Source organism: Paraburkholderia sp. SECH4, from assembly GCF_030511745.1.
Classification (GTDB): Bacteria; Pseudomonadota; Gammaproteobacteria; order Burkholderiales; family Burkholderiaceae; genus Paraburkholderia; species Paraburkholderia madseniana.
The window spans coordinates 414,590-434,545 of record NZ_JALOCP010000002.1; the positions used below are offsets into that span (position 1 = coordinate 414,590).

The window sequence follows — 19,956 nt, forward strand, 5'->3', positions numbered from 1 at the left end:
TGTTCATGACAGTCCCCTATTGCAGCAATACTGGTACTTGCGGCCCGACCGAACTGCCGGAACCAGGCACACCCTGCGTTGCACACGGGCTTCCCGGCGCCGACGACGAACCGCGGTACTCCAGATGGACCGGGCCGGCCGTCCCGCCGGAGTCCATCGGGTCGAGCATCAGCACGCAATCCCAGGAAATGACCGGAGCCTGGTGGCTGCTCGCCAGCACGCCGCAATCCAGTTCGGGGGCGAGTGCGAGACGCCGGTCGGCGCCGAGCGGGTAGTTGCTGGCGCTGTACGTGCCTTTGGTGTTGGAGCCGGTGACCTTGTCGCCCTGATAGGGCTGAAACGTTTTGCGCTCGTTGACGAAGTCGCTATATGCGTTGCTCTGCGCGGTCCACGTTGTTGCGGTGTAAGCGTATCCGGTGAAATCGGGCTGGCCGTCGGCAGGTCCCTTGAACGAGGTGCCGTAGATACCAAAGCGTGTATTCCAGGCGCCTGAGTCGGCGACCATGTTGCCTGTCGAGCCGATGTTCGCGCCGGTGGCGGGCAAGGAGCAAAAATTTCCAGTCAATTCATTCTTGATCGAATTGGCACTGTTGCTGCCGTCGAGGGCGGCCCAGCCGAAGTTGCCTGGTCCGTATGCTGGAGAGGCGCCGGTTTTCGACGCGATCCACTGCCCGACCGTATACGTCTCGCCTGCGGTCGGCGGCGTAGTCTCCGTTCCGGCCTTGCAGATGAACGCCGGAATCGCACAGGTGGTTTGCGCGGCACCGACGGTTGCAACGGCCGTAGCGGAAACGGTTGCATTAGCTACGCTCGTGCCGCTGAACGCGCCAAGCACCTGGATGAACCAGTTTGCAATGTTCGCCTTGGACGTTGTGCATTTTGCGTACTTGATGTTCACCGGGGTGGCGACGGAACTCTTCGGCAGGAACGGGTTGCTCAGCGAATCGCTGAACAGCACGCTGCTGTCTGTTGTCATCTGCACGGCGCCGCTCTGGAACAGCGCGTAGTTGAGGTGGCCGGCAGTGATGCCGGCCGCCTCGGAGACAGACAGATTGACTGTTGCACCGGTGAGATCGCGTGCGGCGGCCAGCGCACAGGCATCGGCGCTGTTCTGCAACTCGCTTCGGGTCACGTACAGCTTGCCGAGATCGAGCGCGAGGCCGACGAAGCCGATCAGCGCCACGAGCGACAACGCGACGATGATGGACACTGCGCCGCGCTCGCCTCGACGAGCCGCACCACACCTGCCTGACTGATTGACGCTACGCATGACGCCCCCCCGAGCATATTGTTCTTACTGACCGCTGGCCCCGCCGCCCCCGCTTCCGATGCCGATGACAAACGCGTTCGGCGACGGTGGGGGTTGTTGAAATGATCTGTCGTAGGTGTCCATCGCCGAAGCGGCGGACTTGCCGTCCATGCTCTGAGCCGCCTGAGCGTGTTCTGCCGCGTGCGGATCGATGATCTGCGCCTGAGTGACGGTTTTGAGCGCCTCGCCAAAATGCGCGTCCCAGATCGGCGTGCTCGACATGCAACCGCCGAGCGCTGCACAGACCGGCACGATGAGCGCGGCCCAGCGTGCGAAAGCAAAGTGTTCTTGTTTCATGAGATTCCCCTTGGCATCACATCAATGTTCGATCGCGTGGGTGGAAGCGTCCGCGTTCGCGACTTCTTGCGGAACCTTGCGGGAGGCGATCCGTGCCGCGGCGCTTTCGATACGGGCGGCGCGGGCCGCCTGTTCGGCGTCCGCGGATCGTGGCGTGTCCGTTAGCGGCGCCGCCGTGCCCGCCGCCGTATCCGGCATGGGGCGCGACCGGTCGGCGCTGGGCGTCGCGGCCTGCGGGCCGGGCTGCGGCAACGCCGTCGCAACGGGCCCGGTGGGCGGTTGCGGCGCCGGTGCGGGCGAGGGCAGCGGTGCCGCCGGGCTCACCGAAGCCGGGGCTGGCATGGGCGAGGCAGCCGGGGCAGTGCCGGCAGGCGCGGCACGCATTTTCGGGTGACGGCCTTCCATGTTGCCGGTTGCGTAGACGTCGGCTTCGTTCGGTTGCGAGAAGCTGTCCGTCGGCAGCGGCAGGTCGGCGGTCTGCAGCGGCTTGACGAGATGCGGCGTGATGATGAACACCAGTTCCGTGAGATCCTGCTGGAATGACGTGCTGCGTGCCAGCGCTCCGAGCACCGGCACTTCGCCGATGCCGGGAATGGCTTTCAGCGCGCCGGTCACGTTGCTCTTCATCAGGCCGCCGATCGCAAACGACTCGCCGTCGTTCATCTGGACCATCGTGGATGCACGACGCGTCGTGATGAGCGGCAGAATCGACACACCGCTCACGTTAGTCGCGCTGAGCGTGATGCCGGTTGGCGACAGCTCGGACACTTCAGGTGCGACCTTCAGGCTGATGCGGCCGTTGGCGAGAACGGTCGGCGTGAACTTCAGGCCGACACCGAACTCCTCTTCCTGCAGGGTGATGGTCGTCGCCCCCGTGCTGCTGCTCTGCGGCACTGGAATGAAGATCTTGCCACCGGCGAGGAAAGTAGCCTCCTGGCCGCTGATGGCGACGAGGTTCGGTTCGGCGAGGATCTTGACGAGGTCGTCCGTCTTCTGCGCGTCGATGGCGAAGCTTAACGGGCGGTTGTTCGCCTTGCTGCCCGAGATGAGGCTCGTTACACCGGCCAGCAGGTTGCTCGCGAGCACGCCGCTCCATGAGCCGAAGCCACCCTGAATGTTGAGCGCCGCGCCCATCTGGTTGATGAGCGTCTTCGACACCTCGGCGACTTTGACTTCGAGCATCACCTGCTGCGGCGAGTCGACCGTCATCATGTTGATCACTTCGGCCGGCTTGCTGGTGCTCGAACTCTGCTGATTCACGGGAGTCCCGTTGCCGAGGACACCGGTTCCGCTCTGCGATTGCTGGGTGGGCTGTGCGCTCGCAAAGGCCTTCGCGATCTCCAGCGCCTGCTGGGCAGCCGGCGAGCTCGACACGCTTCCCCCGAGCACCAGGTTGCCCGCAGCGGTCGATACGCGGATGCCACGCTCGCCGGGCAACAGTTGTCCGAGCGATTGCTGCAAGCCGTTGGCGTCGATGTTGACGATCACATCGATAATCTGGCATCCGCCGCTGCGTCCCTGAACGATCATGTTGGTCGTGCCGACCGCCATGCCGACGAGGTAAAGCGTGCGCGGCGACACCAGCGTGGCTTGCACGATCGTCGGATTGCCGAGCGTGCGATTGCGTGCCGGTTCGGCGAGCGGCAAGAGTGTCGACTTGCCGACCGGCACGACGACGCTGGTTTCTTCGTGGATCTCTCCAGTGCAGTTCGGGCCGCGCATTGGCACGGATGCGCCGGCTGCCCCGCCAGCCGGCATTGGCGCCATGCTGACCATCATCGGCGTTGGCGCGCGGCCCACCGGCAACGGCGCATTCGGCCGGGCCTTCGCGAGCACTGGGCTCTCGAGCGCTTCCTGCGCTGAGCCGTTTTGTGCGACAAGCAATCCGGTGCACAACGCCGAGGCGAGTACGACGCCGCTCAGCGAGCGGTTACGTATCGCACCACCGGTTGAGAACCTCAGTTTCGTTTTCATTTTCCTGCCCCCGTTTCTCGACATCGGTCGATCGAGACTTCCGTTATTTGCCTTAGTGGTGCCAGTTGCAGCGGCTCGTCTTCGCAGACGCCGCCGCATCCGCCCTAGAAACATTCGACACTGCCCAACGCACCCGAGAGGACGCCCACGCAATCTCGCTTCGCCGCTGGTCGTGCGGCGTAGTGCACGCGCGCCGGACGCGCGGGCAAAGCGGCAGGTGCCGAGGCCGGTACCGCTGCAGGTGTGCCGAGCAGCGTGAACTTCGTGGCGCCGCCGGTCGCCTGCATCGCCTTATCAACCTGGTTGCGCAACACCAGCGACAACGTGCCGACGCTGCGCGCAAGGTCGAGTTTTTCCGCCTGGCCAGGCGTGACTTCGAGCGTGACCGCGTTGACGACCTTCGGCGCCGTGTCGTCGCGATTGACCTGCTGGGCCACCGCGAGCACCAGGATCTTTTCCAGCACAATCTTCGAGATGCTTTGCTGAGCGTCGCTCTTGCCCGGTTCCTGAGTGTTCACGATGACGTCGACGTAGTTGCCCGGCAGCGCGAAGCCCGCTACGCCGACCACGTCGTTGACGCGGACCGTGATGGCGCGGCTACCTTCGCCGATGACAGCGGAGAGGCCGCCTTTGGTGCCGATCGGTGCGAGCTTCGCCTCGATCACGGGCTCGCCGCGCCCGAGACTCGTACGCACCACACGGCCCTCGAGCGATTTCGGATCGGTGAATGCACCCGGCGGCACACTTCCCGTCGGCCAGTTGACGGTGCGGATCAGGCTGGCGTTGAGCGGCTCGCCGAGACTGACATCGCCCGCCGCAACCGCGATAGGCGTAACCGCGTTCGACGAGGTTTGTATCAGCCATCGAGAAGCGAAGACCACGGCGGCCAGACCGGCCAGCATGGCGACGGCCAGCATGACTAAAGCGCGACTGTTTTTCATGGTGATACTCCTGCGTAGGTCGTTGGACACTTGCCGGTCAACCGGCGGCTAACTGTTGGCCCGGCCGGTCGGCCGTAGGTGGGTAAGTACTGTCGTGGTCCATCGCGGTGCCGAAATAGCTGTGCCATGCTTCGCGCAGTCCATCCCCCGTCACTTCGCGCGCCGTGCCGCGGTAGTGCGCCGTGGCGGAGACCAGATTGAGCAGATCGCCTGGATAGCAGGCCAGGAACGGTTTGCCGGTCGGGAGATGCAGGTTGTGGAGCAGGTAATCGAATGAGGCTTGCGTAGCAGTGAGCTTGAGTGCAGCACAACGCGCGTTGAAGACCGCGCGATAGTCGTCGACCGATAAGGGTCCGACGTACAGCTTCGAGCCGAGCCGGCGCAGGAATGCGTCGTCGAATTGGGCCGGAGCAAGATTGGTGGAGAACACCGGCCATACGTCGAAGGGCGCAACGAAGCGCGAGCCGGATTGCAGCGTGAACTGATCGACACCCCGATCGAGCGGCATCAACCAGCGGTTGAGCAGGTCGTGAGGCGCGATGCGTTGGCGCCCAAGATCGTCGACGATATACAGACCCATGTTTGCTTTCATGTGCGGTGGTGCCTGGTAGAAGCCGGCCGTGGCGTCATGGCGCAGGTCGAGCGCTTCGAGCGTCAGCTCGCCGCCTGAGATCACCACCGGGCGGCGGCACATGCGCCAGCGCCGGTCGCTCGTCTGCGTCTGGCTCTGCTCGGGTGCGTCGCGATGCACGAGTGGATCGTAAAGCTGCACGATTTCGCCGCCGACGTAGAGCGCATAGGGAATCGGCACGTTGCCGCGCAGCAGCAGTCCGAGCCGCTCGGCGAGGAACGTTTTGCCGCTTCCTGCGAGGCCGTGCAGCATCAAAGGCCGCCCGGCATTGAGCGATGTCGCCGCTGCACCGAGCAACGCGTGATCGACGACCACGTCGCGAAATGCCGAACTTACGTCACCTTGCGTGATGCGGATCCAACGAACCGAATGTTCGCGCACGCTTGCTGCATAGTCGTCGAACTCGACGGGGGCGGGGCCGCAATATCTGCAGCGCGTCATTTCGTCTTGTGCGAGATTGCGGCCGCTGTCCGTGAGGCGAAGCTGCACGTCGATGTCATTCGCGCCGCGGTGGGTGATCTCGACAAGGTGCTCGCGCACGAGAAATGCCAGCACGTCGTCGAGTACCCCCACCGACAACTTGTGCCGTTCGGCGAGATCCGCGAAACTCGACTTGCCGTGCAGCAGGACGGACTTGAGTACGAGCCGTGTCACGAACTCCTGCGGCAGTCCGGTTTCAGCGAGCGTGCGCGGAGCACGCAGCGACACGGTGGATTCTTCCGCATGACGGCCGTACGACGGCTCAGGCTCAGGAAGGTGCGTAACCTGTGCGACACTCCCGTTTTCAATGTTCTGCTGGTTCATCGCTCTTTTCTCCTGCCCGGTTTGCGACCGGCATCACAGGCTGTACGGTTCGGCTGTCCATGCTGGCGGCAACCCCGGATTTCTTCGGCTATGCAGCCGATGCGAACAACACGCCTAAAGTCCCTGCGGCAATGGCAACGCCGTAGGGCAGTGATCCAACCGATTCGATCTGCTGGTACTGAGGAATCCCGGCTATCTGTCGTCCGGGGGTCCACATGCTGCTTACGATGCACCAGAGATTCACGAGCAATTGCCTCGCGCGACGGCGCCGCAAGGTGACACACAGTGACCAGATCCCGCCCGCGATGAACGTTGCCAGGGCGATACGGACGGTCATCGCCGGCCCGACCCAGGCGCCGATCGTCAGAAGCAGTTTCACGTCGCCGGCGGCCATGCCCCGCAACAGATAGAAGGGCAGCAGCACCGCGAACCCGGTCAGGGCGCCCATGAGCCAGTCCGCACTTCCGGCAAGCGGGCCGTTCAGCCGGATCTGCACGATAAGTGCAGCGGCGAGGCCGATCGCGATGATCCGGTTCGGAATCCGCCGGCAAGTGAGATCCGTGCTGGCTGTCACGATGGCCAGCGCAATCACACATGCAGGAATGGGTTGTGGGGGCAGAAACATGGCGGGTCTCGATGAGTTTTGTCTGCGTTTATGAACGTGCCGCCGTGACCTTGGTCGCGATGTGCTGATAGATGTCGCTCCATGCGTGCATGGCTATCTCCCGAACTGATTCGTCGTCGGTTTCTGTCGACGGTGGAACACGCAATGATTCTGGGGAAGACGGGAGAGACGGAAAACCGCTCACCCGTCAAATCCCGTCTCTACAGATCGCTTGAGATGGTGTTGAACACCGCGTTCAGATCTGTCCCGACTAGCGCTACGGCAACGATGATGGCCACCGCGATTAGTGCGGCGATAAGGCCGTACTCGATGGCTGTCACGCCTTGTTCGTCCAACACGAAACGTCTGGTACGGGCTGCGTCGATCCGGAAGAGCTGCAGCAGCGTGACGCGCGATGCTGCTTCTCTCATCGCATTCATAGGTCACTCCTGTCTTGGTTGGGGGAGTCCTGCGAGAATCGAGGACCCGGCGGAGACGGACAAATCAACGGCTGGTCATTGTCCGTCGGCCCGCCGCTTACAGGTCACTCGCGATCGTGTTGAAGACCCCAGTCAGCTTTGTGCCAACGAGCGTTACGGCGACAATGATGGCCACGGCGATCAGTGATGCGATCAGTCCGTATTCGATAGCGGTTACACCATCTTCGTCACGAACGAAACGCTTGGCTTGGGCGATGATATGTTGCATGGCTAACTCCTTTGGATGGCTAATTAATAACCCTTGGCCAGAATTGGCTGAGGGAAGGTACTGCTGGCACTGCAGAAAAAAGGGCGCCGAGTCTAGGCCGACCGTGTCGGCGTACACGCGGATGCGTGCAAACCTTTCGTGTCGGAAGAGTCGCTGCGAGGAAACAGATCACGAAGCGTGCGCCTGGCGAATTGCCACGCGTAGGGTCCGTGGAGATCATTGTCGGCGCGACGATGCGCGCAACGAATGATCGATGTGGGTGCTGCCGGGAACGTGAAGCCGGCGCCGCTGTGGCGACGGTGGGCCCGTCGTTTTGTTTGATCGGTCTTCATCTCGTGGTCCTTGCCTTCTGTTGCTCGTTATTGGCTTCCGGCCGGCGTGCCGGAGCCCGCTAGTCAGTCGGCGACCACCATCTGTTCTCTTTCCATCCGCGCTGTCTTTGATGATTGCAGCGGCGTATGTGAAGAAATTTCCCCGTGGCTGACTCCAGTCGCGTTTTCAGGTTCTTTCTCGTACCTGCTACCTGAATCGCGCCGGTCGTCACGTCGTCGACTTCCGCGCCCTTTCCTTCGCAAGCTCTGGGCCAGCTTCCCCAAATGCCAGGAAATACGGAGGTGACACCGGTTTGCGTGTTGTCCAATTCCACCTCCGGCGCACAGGTTGTCTCTAATCTGCGACGATTTTGGGCGCCAAGCCGCCGGAGGCAGAATCCCGGAGAGGCCCGCCGTTCGGTGCTCTGCGGAAAACATCTCGCGATTTACCCTGGTTCGGTCAGGACGCCGGCGTCGATGAGATCGACGGCATTTCCATGGGCCTGCCAGTCCGAACCGTCTCAAAGTTGACACGCGACTGATCCAGGACGCCAGAAAAGGCGTCGAATTTGCGCTGTGACGCGTGACTTTGACGGTGGCCACGACCGGTGAGGAAAACGATGGCTTGAAAGTCGAAGTATTTCCTACAACAATGAATCGACCACAGGCGCGCGATGAACCATTCGTTCGCTTAGGAATGGAAACCAAAAAAATCAGATAGACCGGGTGAGAAAAAATATCCGGCTCTCGTGCAAGGCGGGGATCATGTACTTTTCAGATCGGGGAGCGCTCGGCGCCGAACGTTGCATCCATAGCTGGCTGACACGCGAACGCGTGCTGCTGTACAGCTGCGCGATGCTCGTGCTTTGCGCCATCCTGCTGGCGGCATGGGGTTGGACTAGCGGCGGGTTCATGGCGACTGACGTCACCCGACCAGGCGTCGACTTTTCGGTGTTCTGGACTGCGTCGCATGTGATGCTGACCGGCTCACCGGCGGCGGTCTACGACTATCCAACGTTTTCACGGGCCGAAGCGGAGCTATTTGGCGCGCATGGTTTTTTGCCGTGGCTTTATCCGCCCACATTGCTGCTGCTGTTCGCACCGCTTGCTTTATTGCCGTACGCGCCCTGCTACCTGTTGTTCGTGTGCGTTGGCGCCTGGCTGTTTGCGGCCGGCACGCAGGGGGTTACCGGTTTCGCTGCTCACTTTCGGCGCCCGCAGTTTGCCGCCCTCGTCGTGCTCGCATATCCAGGCGTCTTTGCTGCAGCAGTCGTTGGGCAGAATGCGTTGATTACCGCCGCGCTGATGGCCTTCGCCGTTCGCTGGACCGAGCGACATCCTGTACGCGCAGGCATCTGCATCGGCTTGCTGGCAATCAAACCGCAACTAGCCGTGCTATTTCCAGTTGTGCTGATCGCAGCGCGCGCATGGAAAACCATGTGGGTGGCAGCAATCAGTGCTGCCGGGTTTGTTGGAATCAGTGTACTCGTGTGTGGCACACAATCGCTTCGCGCATTTATGGTCGGCACTAGCGTGGCGCGCGAGTTGGTGCTCGAGAATCGCGTGCTGTACTGGCCTTCCTCTCCGACGCCATTTGCCGCGCTGCGTCTCGCGGATGCGTCTGCCGCCATGGCTTATGCTGCACAAGGCGCAGTCGCATTGATCGCTGCTGCGGCCGCGTGCTATGTGTGGCGGCGCACAGACGATCTGCGAATGCGGGCTGCGGCGATTGCGGTAGCGACGCTGCTCGCCAACCCCTACGTATGGTTCTACGAACTGACCTGGCTCGGTGTTGCACTCGTCTGTCTTGCTGCTTGCGGCCTTGAAAAGGGTTGGCGGCGCGGCGAGCAGGCCGTTCTGGTACTTGCGTGGCTGCTGCCGGTACACGAATTCTTCAACCGCCTGAGTCACTTGCCGCAAATCGGACCGGTCGTGTTGCTGCTTGTTCTGCTCGTTATCGTGCGGCGCACGCGGCTCGATGCGCAGGGGGCGGTATGAACCTGCGCGCGTTTCGCCATGCCTCGGCGAAATGCCGGCCGCTGCCGGTATTGCACGCAGCGGGTCCGGCGAGGCGTCCGCATTGGCTCAACGCGGATCGTCTGCGGCTATACCCGATCATCGTATTTGGGTGCTACGCATTATTCATCGCAATCTTGCTGGTCCGGATGAGCGGGCAGAACGGGCTGAGCGGCACGAGTCCATTCGTGGTCGATTTCCTGCCGTTCTGGAGTGCAGCAGTTCTTGCGCTGCATGGGCACGCAGTCGACGCCTATAACGTAAAGGCGCTGTCCGTGATCGAGATCGGCACGGTGCCGTACCTCGGCACCGTCAACGGCGTCCTGCCGTGGCTGTATCCGCCAAACACGTTGCTGCTGGTCGTTCCGCTCGCGCTGCTTCCCTACAAGGCAGCTGCGGTGCTATGGCTCGGTGGTGCATACGCGTTCTTCGTCAAGGTGATCCGGGTCATCGTGCCGGACCGGCACGCTATCCTGCCCGTGCTGTTCTTTCCTGGTGCGCTTTTCGTCATCAGCACCGGGCAAAACGGCTTGCTGACAGCCGCGCTCGCAGGGTGCGGACTTGTATGGTTGCGCCGCCGGCCGGTTGCTGCAGGGGCCTGTCTGGGCCTGTTGTGCATGAAGCCGCAACTGGTCCTGCTGTTTCCGCTGGCGCTGCTGTGCTCCCGGTCCTGGCGCGCGCTGGCTGCCTTCGTGTTGACGGCCGGGGCCACACTCGCGCTTGCGGTGCTCGTGTTCGGCGCTCAAACGCTAACTGCATTCCTGCATAACACCGGGATTGCCGCTTACAGCATCGAGTCCGCACACGCCACGCTGGCACGAGTGCCAACTGTATTCGCGCTCGCTACGTTGGTTCATGCGCCGGCTGGGCTCGCTTACGCGGCGCAGGGCGCGTGTGCGCTGATCGCCGCGGCTGCCGTCTGTTACGGGTGGAGCCGTGAATGCTCGTATGCCCTGCGTGCGGCAACGTTGATCTGCGCGAGCCTGCTGGTGAGTCCATATCTCTACGACTACGATCTCGCCTGGTTCGGTGTGCTGATCGCGTGGTATTGCCGGCATGCGCTGGTCGCGGGTTGGGAGCGCGGCGAACGGGAATGGCTGGCCGCGCTCTGGATCGCGCCGCTCGGGGGCATGTTGATCATGGCATGCGGGCCGTTCCAGTTCTTGCCGTTGATCTCGCTGACAACGCTCGGGATGCTGCTGCGGCGCATCGCGCTGGAAAGGCGCGCGGCCCCGGTCTTCCAACGTTATGCCGACGAGTGAGGGCCACTACACAAAAGAAGAAAATGCCGGAGAAAAACGTGCGCGATGTGTGGCCCACATTCCCACCGGCTCATAGCATCAAATCAGAATTACGGGGAGGTAATCATGTTTGAACAAAATAATATTTCATTGATTTCACTGGTAGTGCCGTTCTACAACGAAGGCGAGGCGGTAGATCATTTCTTTAGCGAGATCGTTCCGGTTCTCGAGGGGATTGCATCGACGCGTTTCGAAATAGTCTGCGTCAACGACGGCAGCAGCGATTGCACGCTCGATAAGCTGATCGCCGCCAGCGTGCGCGACGCGCGCATACGTGTCATCGACCTGACGCGAAACTTCGGCAAGGAGGCGGCGTTGACGGCCGGTATCGACGAAGCATTCGGCGACGCGGTGATTCCTATTGACGCGGATCTTCAGGACCCGCCGAGCCTGATCCCGGTGATGATCGAACATTGGCGCAGCGGAGCAGAAGTGGTTGCCGCCAAACGGTCTAACCGCGCGTGCGACACCTTCGCGAAACGCACCGCCGCCGCGATCTACTATCGCGTTCACAATGCGCTGTCTGAAGTGAAGCTGCCGGAGAACGTCGGCGACTTCAGGCTGATGGACCGCCAGGTCGTCAATGCACTGCGAAGCTTGCCGGAGCGTCGGCGCTTCATGAAAGGGCTGTTTGCGTGGGTCGGATATCGGACCGTGATTGTCGAATACCAGCGCGAGCCGCGCAGCGCCGGTCATTCGAAATTCTCCGGATGGCGGTTGTGGAATTTTGCGCTCGAAGGCATCACGAGCTTCAGCACCGTGCCGCTGCGGAGCTGGAGCTATATCGGCCTTGCGATCGCCACAGTGTCTTTTGTGTACGGCGGCTTCATCATCGGCCGCACGCTGTGGCTCGGCAACCCGGTGCCGGGCTACGCGTCACTGCTTTCCGTGATGCTGTTCATGGGGGGTATCGAGTTGATTGGGATCGGCGTGGTCGGCGAATACATCGGCCGAATCTACTACGAGACGAAGGGGCGGCCGGTCTATCTCGTGCGCCGCCGCTATCAGGAAAGTAGCAAGATCAGCACGCTGCCCGTCGGGCGCAACAGCGCACGCATGTCGAACACCCTGCGGTTCGAACCCTCGCGCAAACGCGTGCGGTTCGCTGGCCGCTGAATCGTGGAGGTATGAATCATGTCCCCCGATGCTTATCTTCAGATGGCCGAAACCGAGGCCGAACATTGGTGGTTTCGCGGCCGGCGCGATGTGTTGAGCTCGGTGCTGCGTCGCCTTATGTTGCCCTCCGGCGCGCGCGTGCTCGAAGTGGGCTCCGGCACCGGCGGCAACCTGGAAATGCTGGCCGAGTTCGGCAGTGTGAGCGGAATGGAGATGGACGAGACAGCGCGGATGCTGACCGCAAAAAGCACCGGAGAGCGTTTCGATATTCGCGCAGGACGTTGCCCGGATGATCTGCCTTTCGACTCCGAACGCTTCGACCTGATCTGTTTTTTCGATTGCCTCGAGCACATTGCCGACGACGTTGGCTCGCTTGCGCGCATGCGGGAAGTACTGGCCCCCGGCGGGAAAATCGTCGTAACAGTGCCGGCGTACCAATGGCTGTGGAGCGCGCACGACGTTTATCTTCATCATCACAGACGGTACGGTCGAACGGCGCTCGCGGCGTGCGCCGATGAGGCAGGGTATCGGATCGAACGCATGACTTACTTCAACACGCTGCTGCTTCCGCTGGCGATTGCCGTGCGTTTTATCGATCGTCTGCTCAAGCACGATCGGTCGAGCGGCGATGCCACGCCGACCGGTGCTCTGAACATGCTCTTCTATCGGATCTTCAGTGCCGAGCGTCACTGGGTGTCACATGGCGCGTTGCCATGCGGCGTGTCGCTGCTCGCTGTGCTGACAGCGAAGTGACACCGGCATGAAAAACAGCACCGAGTTGACAAGACTGATCCGCTTCGGTGTTTGCGGACTGTCGGCGACTGCCCTGCATGTCGGCGTGGCCGTCGCGTTGATATCACACGCCGGTACGTCGCAGTTTCTCGCGAATACGGTCGCGTTCGCATGCGCGACCTGCTGGTCGTACCTTGTGAACACGCTCTGGAGTTTTTCGTCGTCGCTGCGTGTGCGGAACGTCTGGCGATTCATCACTGTTTCGCTTGCCGGTGCGGCCTTGACCGGACTGGTGTCCTACCTCGCGCAGATTACGGGGGCCGGACCATGGATAGGGATTGCGATGGTTGTTTGTGCGGTAACGCCGCTCACTTTTGTCACACACCGTCGCTGGACATATCGATAGAACGTGGACATCTGCGTATCGCCGCGCTCTTCATGGAGAACGGGAAGCCGTTAAACGGGCTGGGACGATGGCATGTAACGAGTTATCGTTATCGCGCAGATCCGACGAACGGGAGGCGCTAATACCACCCGATACCATCAGTTGCACACGGGTCGAGCCAGATCATCCAGGAGAGAAAAAGCCCCGCAAGTCGTTGACTTTACGGGGGTTTTCAGAATACCGCAGCTCATGCCGGAACAACTTTTGGTGCCAGGGCCGGAATGGAAAAATTCCGGCTATCGCTTTGCTGGAGCGGGTTCGTGGAATTTTGCCGGTACGGATACCACCAAAAATACCACCGGGCGTGGGTACTAGGTCATTCACGTGCTTTTGGCTGGCCATTCTGTCTTTTGCATATGTCTCATGTCGAGACTCCGCTTGACGCGTATTGGGCCGTATTCGACCCAAAGGGGGCGCCGATGGCCTCGTCTAAATACAACCAGTGCGACGAGGCCGAGAAGCGCGCCGGTCGCACCGCTGAGCGCCACGCCGCGTTCGAGCGAGTGCACGACGTCGCTGCTTTGCAGCAAGGATGTCTCGGGTAACTGTTCGAGTGCGACACTGTGATTCGCGAGGACATGGATATGTCGCGATGTGATCCGCGCCGGCAGCAAGTCGTCGTACGCACGTCGCACACGTGAACAGACCCTAAACACCCGGCGCCCTTGGGAAACGGCTGCCTCGGCAACCAATGCTGGAGGCGGCCGTTTTGTATTGCATCGCGGCAAGTGACTCCTCCATTCGCGCGATCCGTATATGGGGCGCGCTTCCCCCTGGCGCTGTCTTGCACGATGCAGAGGAGAGGACTACCTTTGTTTTAGGGCCGCTTACAACGCTCAGCGAAGCGGTCCTGGCAGAAGTGCCGGCGCAGGCAGTACGAAGTACGGCAAGGCGGCACAACGACGCCAGGAGCCTTTTTTGTTAGCGGCTCCAACGAGTGACACGCAGCGAGGTGGCCTATGTCGCTTGCGATTGCCCTGATCCTGATCATCGTATTGGCGGTGGGGTTTCACTTTGCCAGTCCCTGGTGGATCACGCCGATCGCCTCGAACTGGGTGCGCATGGACGACATGCTGACGATCACGCTCGTCATTACCGGCGCGCTCTTCGTCGCGATCAACCTGTTCATCGTGATCGCACTGGTGCGCTACCGCCACCGCAGGGGTCATCGCGCTGCTTACGAGCCGCACAACAAGCGGCTGGAATGGTGGCTGATCGGCCTGACCACTGTCGGCGTGGCAGCGTTGCTGGCACCGGGGCTCTTCGTCTACGCAGACTTCGTACGGCCGCCGCGCAACGTGCTGCAGATGGAAGTGCTCGCCCAGCAATGGCAATGGCGCTTCCGCTTTGCCGGCCCCGGTGGCAAGCTGGGCACGACGGACGTGCGCTACATCAGCAACGACAACCCCTTCGGCCTGAACCCCGGCGACCCCAACGGCCGTGACAACTACCTGATCGAGACGCCCGAGGTGCACCTGCCGCTCAACCGGCCGATCCAGGTCCTGACACGGTCGCGCGACGTGCTGCACGACTTCTACGTACCGCCGTTCCGTGCGCGCATGAACATAGTGCCCGGCATGGTGACCACCTTCTGGTTTACGCCGACCAAGGCAGGGCGTTACGACATCCTGTGCGCGCAGCTTTGCGGTATCGGGCACTCCAACATGCGCGGCGTGGTGGTGGTGGAAGACGAAGCATCGTTCTCGCGCTGGCTGGCGCAGCAGAGCACGTTCGCGCAGCGGCAGCAGGCCAAGGTGCAGGCCGCACCCGCCGCTGCAGGCGGCAGCGCCCAGGCGCTCGCTGATCAGGGCAAGACGCTCGCAGAGGCCAAGGGCTGCTTCGCCTGCCATACCGTGGACGGCAGTCCGCGCGTGGGCCCCACATGGAAGGGCCTGTACGGCAAGACCGAAACGATGGCCGACGGCAGCACCCCGAAGGTGGACGAGGCCTATCTGCGCGCCTTCATCCGCGATCCGAAGGCCCGCGTCGTGAAGGGCTTCGCACCCATCATGCCGAACTTCGACCTGAGCGAGCAGGAGCTGACCGCGCTGGTGACCTACATCGAATCGCAAGGCGGCCCGGCCGCCATCAGCGCAGCCAAACCCTAGCGGAGCAGACGCAATGCCCTACGCGCACACCAACCACGCCCAGCAAAGCTTCTGGACCCGCTATGTCTGGAGCCAGGACCACAAGGTCATCGCCGTGCAGTATTCGCTGACGGCCATCGCCGTCGGCCTGGTCGGCCTTGTGTTGTCGGACCTGATGCGGTTGCAGCTCGGTTTTCCGGGCAAGTTCAGTTTCATCGACGCCAACCACTACTACCAGTTCGTCACCATGCACGGGATGATCATGGTGATCTACCTGCTGACGGCGCTGTTTCTGGGCGGCTTCGGCAACTACCTGATCCCGCTGATGCTGGGCGCGCGCGACATGGTGTTCCCGTTTCTCAACATGCTGAGCTACTGGGTCTACCTGCTGGCCGTGCTGGTGCTGATGGCGAGCTTCTTCGTGCCAGGCGGGCCGACCGGCGCGGGCTGGACGCTGTATCCACCCCAGGCCATCCTGCCGGGCACGCCGGGCGTGGAATGGGGCATCGTGTTGATGCTGGTGTCGCTGGCGATCTTCATCGTCGCGACAACGATGGGCGGCTTGAATTACGTCACCACCACGCTGCAGGCGCGCACGCGCGGCATGACGCTCATGCGCATGCCGCTCACGGTGTGGGGCATCTTCGTGGCGACCATCATGGCGCTGCTGGCGTTTCCGGCGCTGTTCGTGTCGGCGGTGATGATGCTGCTCGACAAGACACTCGGCACCAGCTTCTTCATACCGGCCGTGGTGTCGATGGGGCAGACGCTCAAGCATGCCGGCGGCAGCCCGCTGCTGTTCCAGCACCTGTTCTGGTTCTTCGGGCATCCGGAGGTCTACATCGTCGCGCTGCCGGCCTTTGGCATCGTGTCGGACCTCATCAGCACGCACGCGCGCAAGAGCCTCTTTGGCCACAAGATGATGGTGTGGGCCATCATCATCATCGGTGCGTTGAGCTTCGTGGTCTGGGCGCACCACATGTTCATCGCCGGCATGAATCCGTACTTTGGCTTCTTCTTTGCCACCACCACGCTCATCATCGCCATCCCGACCGCCCTCAAGGTCTACAACTGGGTGCTGACGCTGTGGCGCGGCGATATCCACCTGACCGTGCCCATGCTGTTTGCCATCGGCTTCATCAGCACCTTCGTCCTGGGTGGGCTGACCGGGCTCTACCTCGGCAACGTGAGCGTGGACATTCCGCTGTCGAACACGTACTTCGTGGTGGCGCACTTCCATATGGTGATGGCCGTGTCGCCGATCCTTGTGGTGTTTGGCGGTATGTACCACTGGTATCCGAAGGTGACGGGCCGCATGCTCAACGACACGCTCGGGCGCGTGCACTTCTGGGTTACCTTCCTCGGCACCTATGCGATCTACTTCCCGATGCACTATCTCGGCATCCTGGGCATGCCGCGGCGGTATTACGCGTATGAGGGCTACAGCTTCATTCCGTCTTCGGCGCAGACGCTCAACACCTTCATCACCGTCGTTGCGCTGATCGTTGGGGCGGCGCAGTTGCTGTTCTTGTACAACCTGGCGTGGAGCCTTGTGCGCGGCAAGCGTGCCGACAGCAACCCCTGGCGGGCCACCACGCTGGAATGGCAGACGCCGCAAACGCCGCCAGTGCACGGCAACTGGGGCGCCGCGCCGCCCGTCGTCTACCGCTGGGCGTACGAATACAGCCCGCCGGGGCACGAGGAAGACTTCGTCCCGCAAAACCAGCCGCCTGCGCCTGCGACGGCGCCTGAACCGGCCCACCCGACGCTTCAACCCGGCGAGGCACGCGAATGACCACACTGCCCCGCCCCTTCGTTCCTGACGCGCCACCTGTCTTGCCGAATGCGAGCCGCATCGGCCTGATCGTCTTCATGGCGGTGGCAACGACATTGTTTTCACTGCTGCTGTTCGCCTATGCAATGCGCATGCGCGAGCCCGACTGGCAGCCGATCCCGCATCCGTTGCTGCTGTGGTGGAACACCGGCGCGCTGGTGCTGGCAAGCATTGCCATGCAGCGTGCCCGGCAGATGACCTTGCACCGCGCGGCGTGGCTGGTGTCCGGCGGTGTGCTAGCGGCCGTTTTCGTGATCGGACAACTGACCGCCTGGCGCATGCTGTCGGCGGCCGGGCAGACCGTCACCGTCAATCCTTCCAATAGCTTCCTCTACCTGCTCACCGGCCTGCACGGGTTGCATGTGCTGGGCGGGCTGGTGGCCTGGGCGGTGACGATCGCGCGTCTCCAGCGCGGAGACCCCTTCCGAGCCCAGCGCGCCATCGTGCTGTGCGCTATCTACTGGCATTTCCTGCTGGCTGTCTGGCTCGTGCTGCTGGCGGCGATGTGGTGGATCACCCCTGAGTTCGTCGCAGCCATCTGCGGGCCGCTGTATGGAGCCGCGCCATGACCACGCCCACGCTCCCCACCGAATCCGCTGCCACCACGCCCACCGACGCCGGGCCTGACGGCTGGCGCGGCATCGTCACGGACTGGTCGGGCGACCGCGAAGCCTTCAAGGTGCCGTGGGGCAAGGCGATGATGTGGATCTTCCTGCTGTCGGACACCTTCATCTTCAGCAGCTTCCTGATCGGCTACATGACGGTGCGCATGTCGACCACGGTGCCGTGGCCCGACCCTTCCAAGGTGTTCGGGCTCACTGTGGGCGGCGTGGATGTGCCCTTGCTGCTGATCGCCATCATGACGTTCACCCTGATCACCAGCAGCGGCACCATGGCGATGGCTGTCAACTTTGGCTACCGCCGCAACGCAAAGCGCGCCGCCGCACTGTTGCTGGCGACCGCGCTGCTGGGCGCGACCTTCGTGTCGATGCAGGCCTTCGAATGGACCAAGCTGATCGTCCATGAAGGTATCCGCCCCTGGGGCAACCCGATGGGTGCGGCGCAGTTTGGCGCGTGCTTCTTCATGATCACCGGGTTCCACGGCTTTCACGTGACCTGCGGCGTGATCTACCTGCTGCTGATCGCACGCAAGATCCTGCAGCCGGCGTTCACCGAGCACGGCAACTTCCAGATCGTCGAGATTGCCGGCTTGTACTGGCACTTCGTCGACCTCGTGTGGGTGTTCATCTTTGCGCTGTTCTATTTGTGGTGAGGCAGACCATGGACCACACCGATCCCGCCCATCGACCCGACGCCGTGCACGGCCAGCAGCATCCGATCGGCATCTACCTGAAGATCTGGGCCCTGCTGTTCGTCCTGAGCACGATGTCGTACATGGTGGATTACTTCCACGTGCAAGGCCTGCTGCGTTGGACGCTGATCGTCGTGTTGATGATCGCCAAGGCCGGGCTGATCGTGTCGATTTTCATGCACATGATGTGGGAGCGGCTGGCGCTGGTGTACGCCATTCTGATACCGCCCCTGTGCCTGCTGGTGCTGATGGTGCTGATGGCTGCCGAAGCGGATCACACCTTCGGCATGCGGGAACTCTTCTTCCACTGACCGCTTCGCCGACCGTTTCTCAGGCGAGTGCCTGGAACGCACCGCTCCGAATACAAAACGACCCGACAAATGCCGGGCCGTTTTTGTTTCCTGGCTCGCTGAAAATCTCGGCGAAAAACACCTTCAAATCAGGCGTGCTTCTCACTGAATTCGTTGAGCGGCACAGGCTGGCTGAGCGGATCGAAGTCGGCCCACCGCCCTTGTTGCCAGCGGCCGGTCGCGCGTTCGATCGCCGCGCCTCCGGCATCGCGCAGCACCCGTGCGGCGTCCAACTGGCTGTCCTGCGACACGTGTACGGCCACCAGCACGCCGCATTCACGGGTTTCTTCGTCGCAGGCGTCACGCGTGCGCATCATCGCGCCGACCAATGAACCGACATACGCACTCACCCCGGCCGCGACCAGCGACATGATAAGCGGCGCCGAAAACGCCGCGAAGATCCCGACGCCGACCACGGCGCCAACCGCTGCGCCAATCGTGATGCCTATCTCGGCACCCTTCGGCGCCTCCCTCGCGTTTGTGTCGGCGCTGATATCGCCGCCGGGCCGAAAACGTGCATGCTGGCCGATCGGATTGACGAAAAACAGTGTGACGTCCTCCTCGACGAAACCGGCATTAAAGAGCCGTTGCGCCGCGTCTTCAGCGGCGGGGAATGTCGTAAAGCGTGCTGCGACGATGAGTGACATGTGTCCTCCTTCCATCGTTGACTAGCGGTTGCAGACTATGCCGCCCCACCTTACCCGCGCCGAGACAGAGGTGCATGCGGTGGCACGCGCCGGGACTATGCCGTGGTGCCGCGATCGGGTTGCGTGCCGTCCACTCTGAACAGTCCGCTATGTAACACTACTCCTTTGCCGCCGTTCTGGTCGATCGCTTCCGCGTAAACCGAACGGATAGGATTGCGGCCGTTGTCGAAGGCAGCCATTAAGGCGGATTCCAGCGCGCAATGGGCGCCGAAATGATCTTCCAGCGCCTCGGCGGTAATTGCGCAGCCATCTGTTGTGCTTTCGACTTCGCAGACATTTGATCCTCCACTGTGAGCTAAAAGATTAATTATCGATCCGCTGACAGGTCTGCTGCGAACAACCCTCCTACCTCCCAACAACTGACGTGCCTCAAGGGTCTCTTGCACGTGCAGTTCATCACGCCACGTCGTCGCCAGAACGAGGATCGTCCGTCGGGGGGGCGATAGCCATGCGGCGCTATCAGTCTCGCGAGCTGTA

General features: G+C 62.2%; 20 protein-coding genes and 1 pseudogene. 10 read left to right on the forward strand and 11 right to left on the reverse strand.

The window, feature by feature from the left end; all coding sequences use genetic code 11:
- Nucleotides 1–16: 16 nt before the first annotated feature.
- The 8 genes from M0D67_RS04760 to M0D67_RS04795 all read right to left on the reverse strand — a co-directional run bounded on the left by M0D67_RS04760 (nt 17) and on the right by M0D67_RS04795 (nt 7,268).
- Complete coding sequence (locus M0D67_RS04760) at nt 17–1,270, reverse strand: TadE/TadG family type IV pilus assembly protein (protein ID WP_266237537.1); 1,254 nt, start codon at nt 1,268–1,270, stop codon at nt 17–19.
- 24 nt (nt 1,271–1,294) lie between these two features.
- Nucleotides 1,295–1,606: a hypothetical protein gene (locus M0D67_RS04765; RefSeq protein ID WP_154560850.1), complete on the reverse strand. Its 312-nt coding sequence runs from the start codon at nt 1,604–1,606 to the stop codon at nt 1,295–1,297.
- Between the two features lie 21 nt (nt 1,607–1,627).
- The gene (locus M0D67_RS04770; protein WP_171926125.1) at nt 1,628–3,580 is read right to left on the reverse strand and encodes a type II and III secretion system protein family protein; all 1,953 of its coding nucleotides are present in this window, start codon (nt 3,578–3,580) and stop codon (nt 1,628–1,630) included.
- 104 nt (nt 3,581–3,684) lie between these two features.
- Nucleotides 3,685–4,521 (reverse strand): Flp pilus assembly protein CpaB, encoded by an 837-nt coding sequence (cpaB, locus tag M0D67_RS04775; protein WP_266237540.1) that lies wholly within the window; start codon nt 4,519–4,521, stop codon nt 3,685–3,687.
- 37 nt (nt 4,522–4,558) lie between these two features.
- Nucleotides 4,559–5,956, reverse strand: a complete 1,398-nt coding sequence (locus M0D67_RS04780; RefSeq protein WP_266237542.1) for an ATP-binding protein — start codon at nt 5,954–5,956, stop codon at nt 4,559–4,561.
- Nucleotides 5,957–6,044: 88 nt separating this feature from the next.
- Entirely contained in the window at nt 6,045–6,581 is a 537-nt protein-coding gene (locus M0D67_RS04785; RefSeq protein WP_154560854.1) for a prepilin peptidase, read from the reverse strand.
- A 200-nt stretch (nt 6,582–6,781) separates the two neighbouring features.
- Entirely contained in the window at nt 6,782–6,991 is a 210-nt protein-coding gene (locus M0D67_RS04790; RefSeq protein WP_154560920.1) for a Flp family type IVb pilin, read from the reverse strand.
- Nucleotides 6,992–7,097: 106 nt separating this feature from the next.
- A complete protein-coding gene (locus tag M0D67_RS04795) occupies nt 7,098–7,268 on the reverse strand; it encodes a Flp family type IVb pilin (protein WP_154560855.1) in 171 nt (56 codons plus the stop codon).
- A gap of 1,076 nt (nt 7,269–8,344) precedes the next feature.
- On the opposite strand from M0D67_RS04795, the gene M0D67_RS04800 reads away from it, so the two are divergent.
- The 5 genes from M0D67_RS04800 (at nt 8,345) to M0D67_RS04820 (ending at nt 13,150) form a co-directional block, all read left to right on the forward strand.
- Nucleotides 8,345–9,577 (forward strand): glycosyltransferase family 87 protein, encoded by a 1,233-nt coding sequence (locus M0D67_RS04800; RefSeq protein WP_154560872.1) that lies wholly within the window; start codon nt 8,345–8,347, stop codon nt 9,575–9,577.
- Entirely contained in the window at nt 9,574–10,857 is a 1,284-nt protein-coding gene (locus M0D67_RS04805) for a glycosyltransferase family 87 protein (protein WP_266237544.1), read from the forward strand. Before M0D67_RS04800 ends, M0D67_RS04805 begins: the two co-directional genes overlap by 4 nt.
- 105 nt (nt 10,858–10,962) lie before the next feature.
- Nucleotides 10,963–12,012 carry a glycosyltransferase gene (locus tag M0D67_RS04810; RefSeq protein ID WP_154560874.1) on the forward strand — a complete coding sequence of 350 codons (1,050 nt, stop codon included), beginning with the start codon at nt 10,963–10,965 and terminating at the stop codon, nt 12,010–12,012.
- Between the two features lie 18 nt (nt 12,013–12,030).
- On the forward strand, nt 12,031–12,765 hold the full coding sequence (locus tag M0D67_RS04815; RefSeq protein WP_154560875.1) for a bifunctional 2-polyprenyl-6-hydroxyphenol methylase/3-demethylubiquinol 3-O-methyltransferase UbiG: 735 nt from the start codon (nt 12,031–12,033) through the stop codon (nt 12,763–12,765).
- A 7-nt stretch (nt 12,766–12,772) separates the two neighbouring features.
- Nucleotides 12,773–13,150, forward strand: coding sequence for a GtrA family protein (locus M0D67_RS04820; protein WP_154560876.1), 378 nt, complete (start codon nt 12,773–12,775; stop codon nt 13,148–13,150).
- 479 nt (nt 13,151–13,629) lie between these two features.
- Here the strand turns inward: M0D67_RS04820 and M0D67_RS42050 are convergent.
- Nucleotides 13,630–13,845 (reverse strand): annotated as a pseudogene (locus M0D67_RS42050) (DUF1269 domain-containing protein); the annotation flags it as partial.
- 303 nt (nt 13,846–14,148) lie between these two features.
- On the opposite strand from M0D67_RS42050, the gene M0D67_RS04825 reads away from it, so the two are divergent.
- From M0D67_RS04825 to M0D67_RS04845, 5 genes are read left to right on the forward strand one after another with little or no spacing between them, the layout of a single operon-like run.
- Nucleotides 14,149–15,297, forward strand: a complete 1,149-nt coding sequence (locus M0D67_RS04825; protein WP_266237545.1) for a c-type cytochrome — start codon at nt 14,149–14,151, stop codon at nt 15,295–15,297.
- A gap of 13 nt (nt 15,298–15,310) precedes the next feature.
- The gene (gene ctaD, locus M0D67_RS04830) at nt 15,311–17,071 is read left to right on the forward strand and encodes a cytochrome c oxidase subunit I (protein WP_154560878.1); all 1,761 of its coding nucleotides are present in this window, start codon (nt 15,311–15,313) and stop codon (nt 17,069–17,071) included.
- Nucleotides 17,068–17,679, forward strand: a complete 612-nt coding sequence (locus M0D67_RS04835) for a cytochrome c oxidase subunit 3 (RefSeq protein WP_171926128.1) — start codon at nt 17,068–17,070, stop codon at nt 17,677–17,679. The genes ctaD and M0D67_RS04835 overlap by 4 nt, the downstream gene beginning before the upstream one ends.
- Entirely contained in the window at nt 17,676–18,383 is a 708-nt protein-coding gene (locus M0D67_RS04840) for a heme-copper oxidase subunit III family protein (RefSeq protein ID WP_154560880.1), read from the forward strand. The genes M0D67_RS04835 and M0D67_RS04840 overlap by 4 nt, the downstream gene beginning before the upstream one ends.
- Nucleotides 18,384–18,391: 8 nt before the next feature.
- The gene (locus tag M0D67_RS04845) at nt 18,392–18,733 is read left to right on the forward strand and encodes a cytochrome C oxidase subunit IV family protein (protein WP_154560881.1); all 342 of its coding nucleotides are present in this window, start codon (nt 18,392–18,394) and stop codon (nt 18,731–18,733) included.
- 128 nt (nt 18,734–18,861) lie between these two features.
- Here the strand turns inward: M0D67_RS04845 and M0D67_RS04850 are convergent, their stop codons facing one another.
- Together M0D67_RS04850 and M0D67_RS04855 are read right to left on the reverse strand one after the other, a co-directional pair.
- The gene (locus M0D67_RS04850; protein WP_154560882.1) at nt 18,862–19,419 is read right to left on the reverse strand and encodes a hypothetical protein; all 558 of its coding nucleotides are present in this window, start codon (nt 19,417–19,419) and stop codon (nt 18,862–18,864) included.
- A gap of 95 nt (nt 19,420–19,514) precedes the next feature.
- On the reverse strand, nt 19,515–19,865 hold the full coding sequence (locus M0D67_RS04855; RefSeq protein WP_266237546.1) for a DUF1488 family protein: 351 nt from the start codon (nt 19,863–19,865) through the stop codon (nt 19,515–19,517).
- Nucleotides 19,866–19,956: the final 91 nt, after the last annotated feature.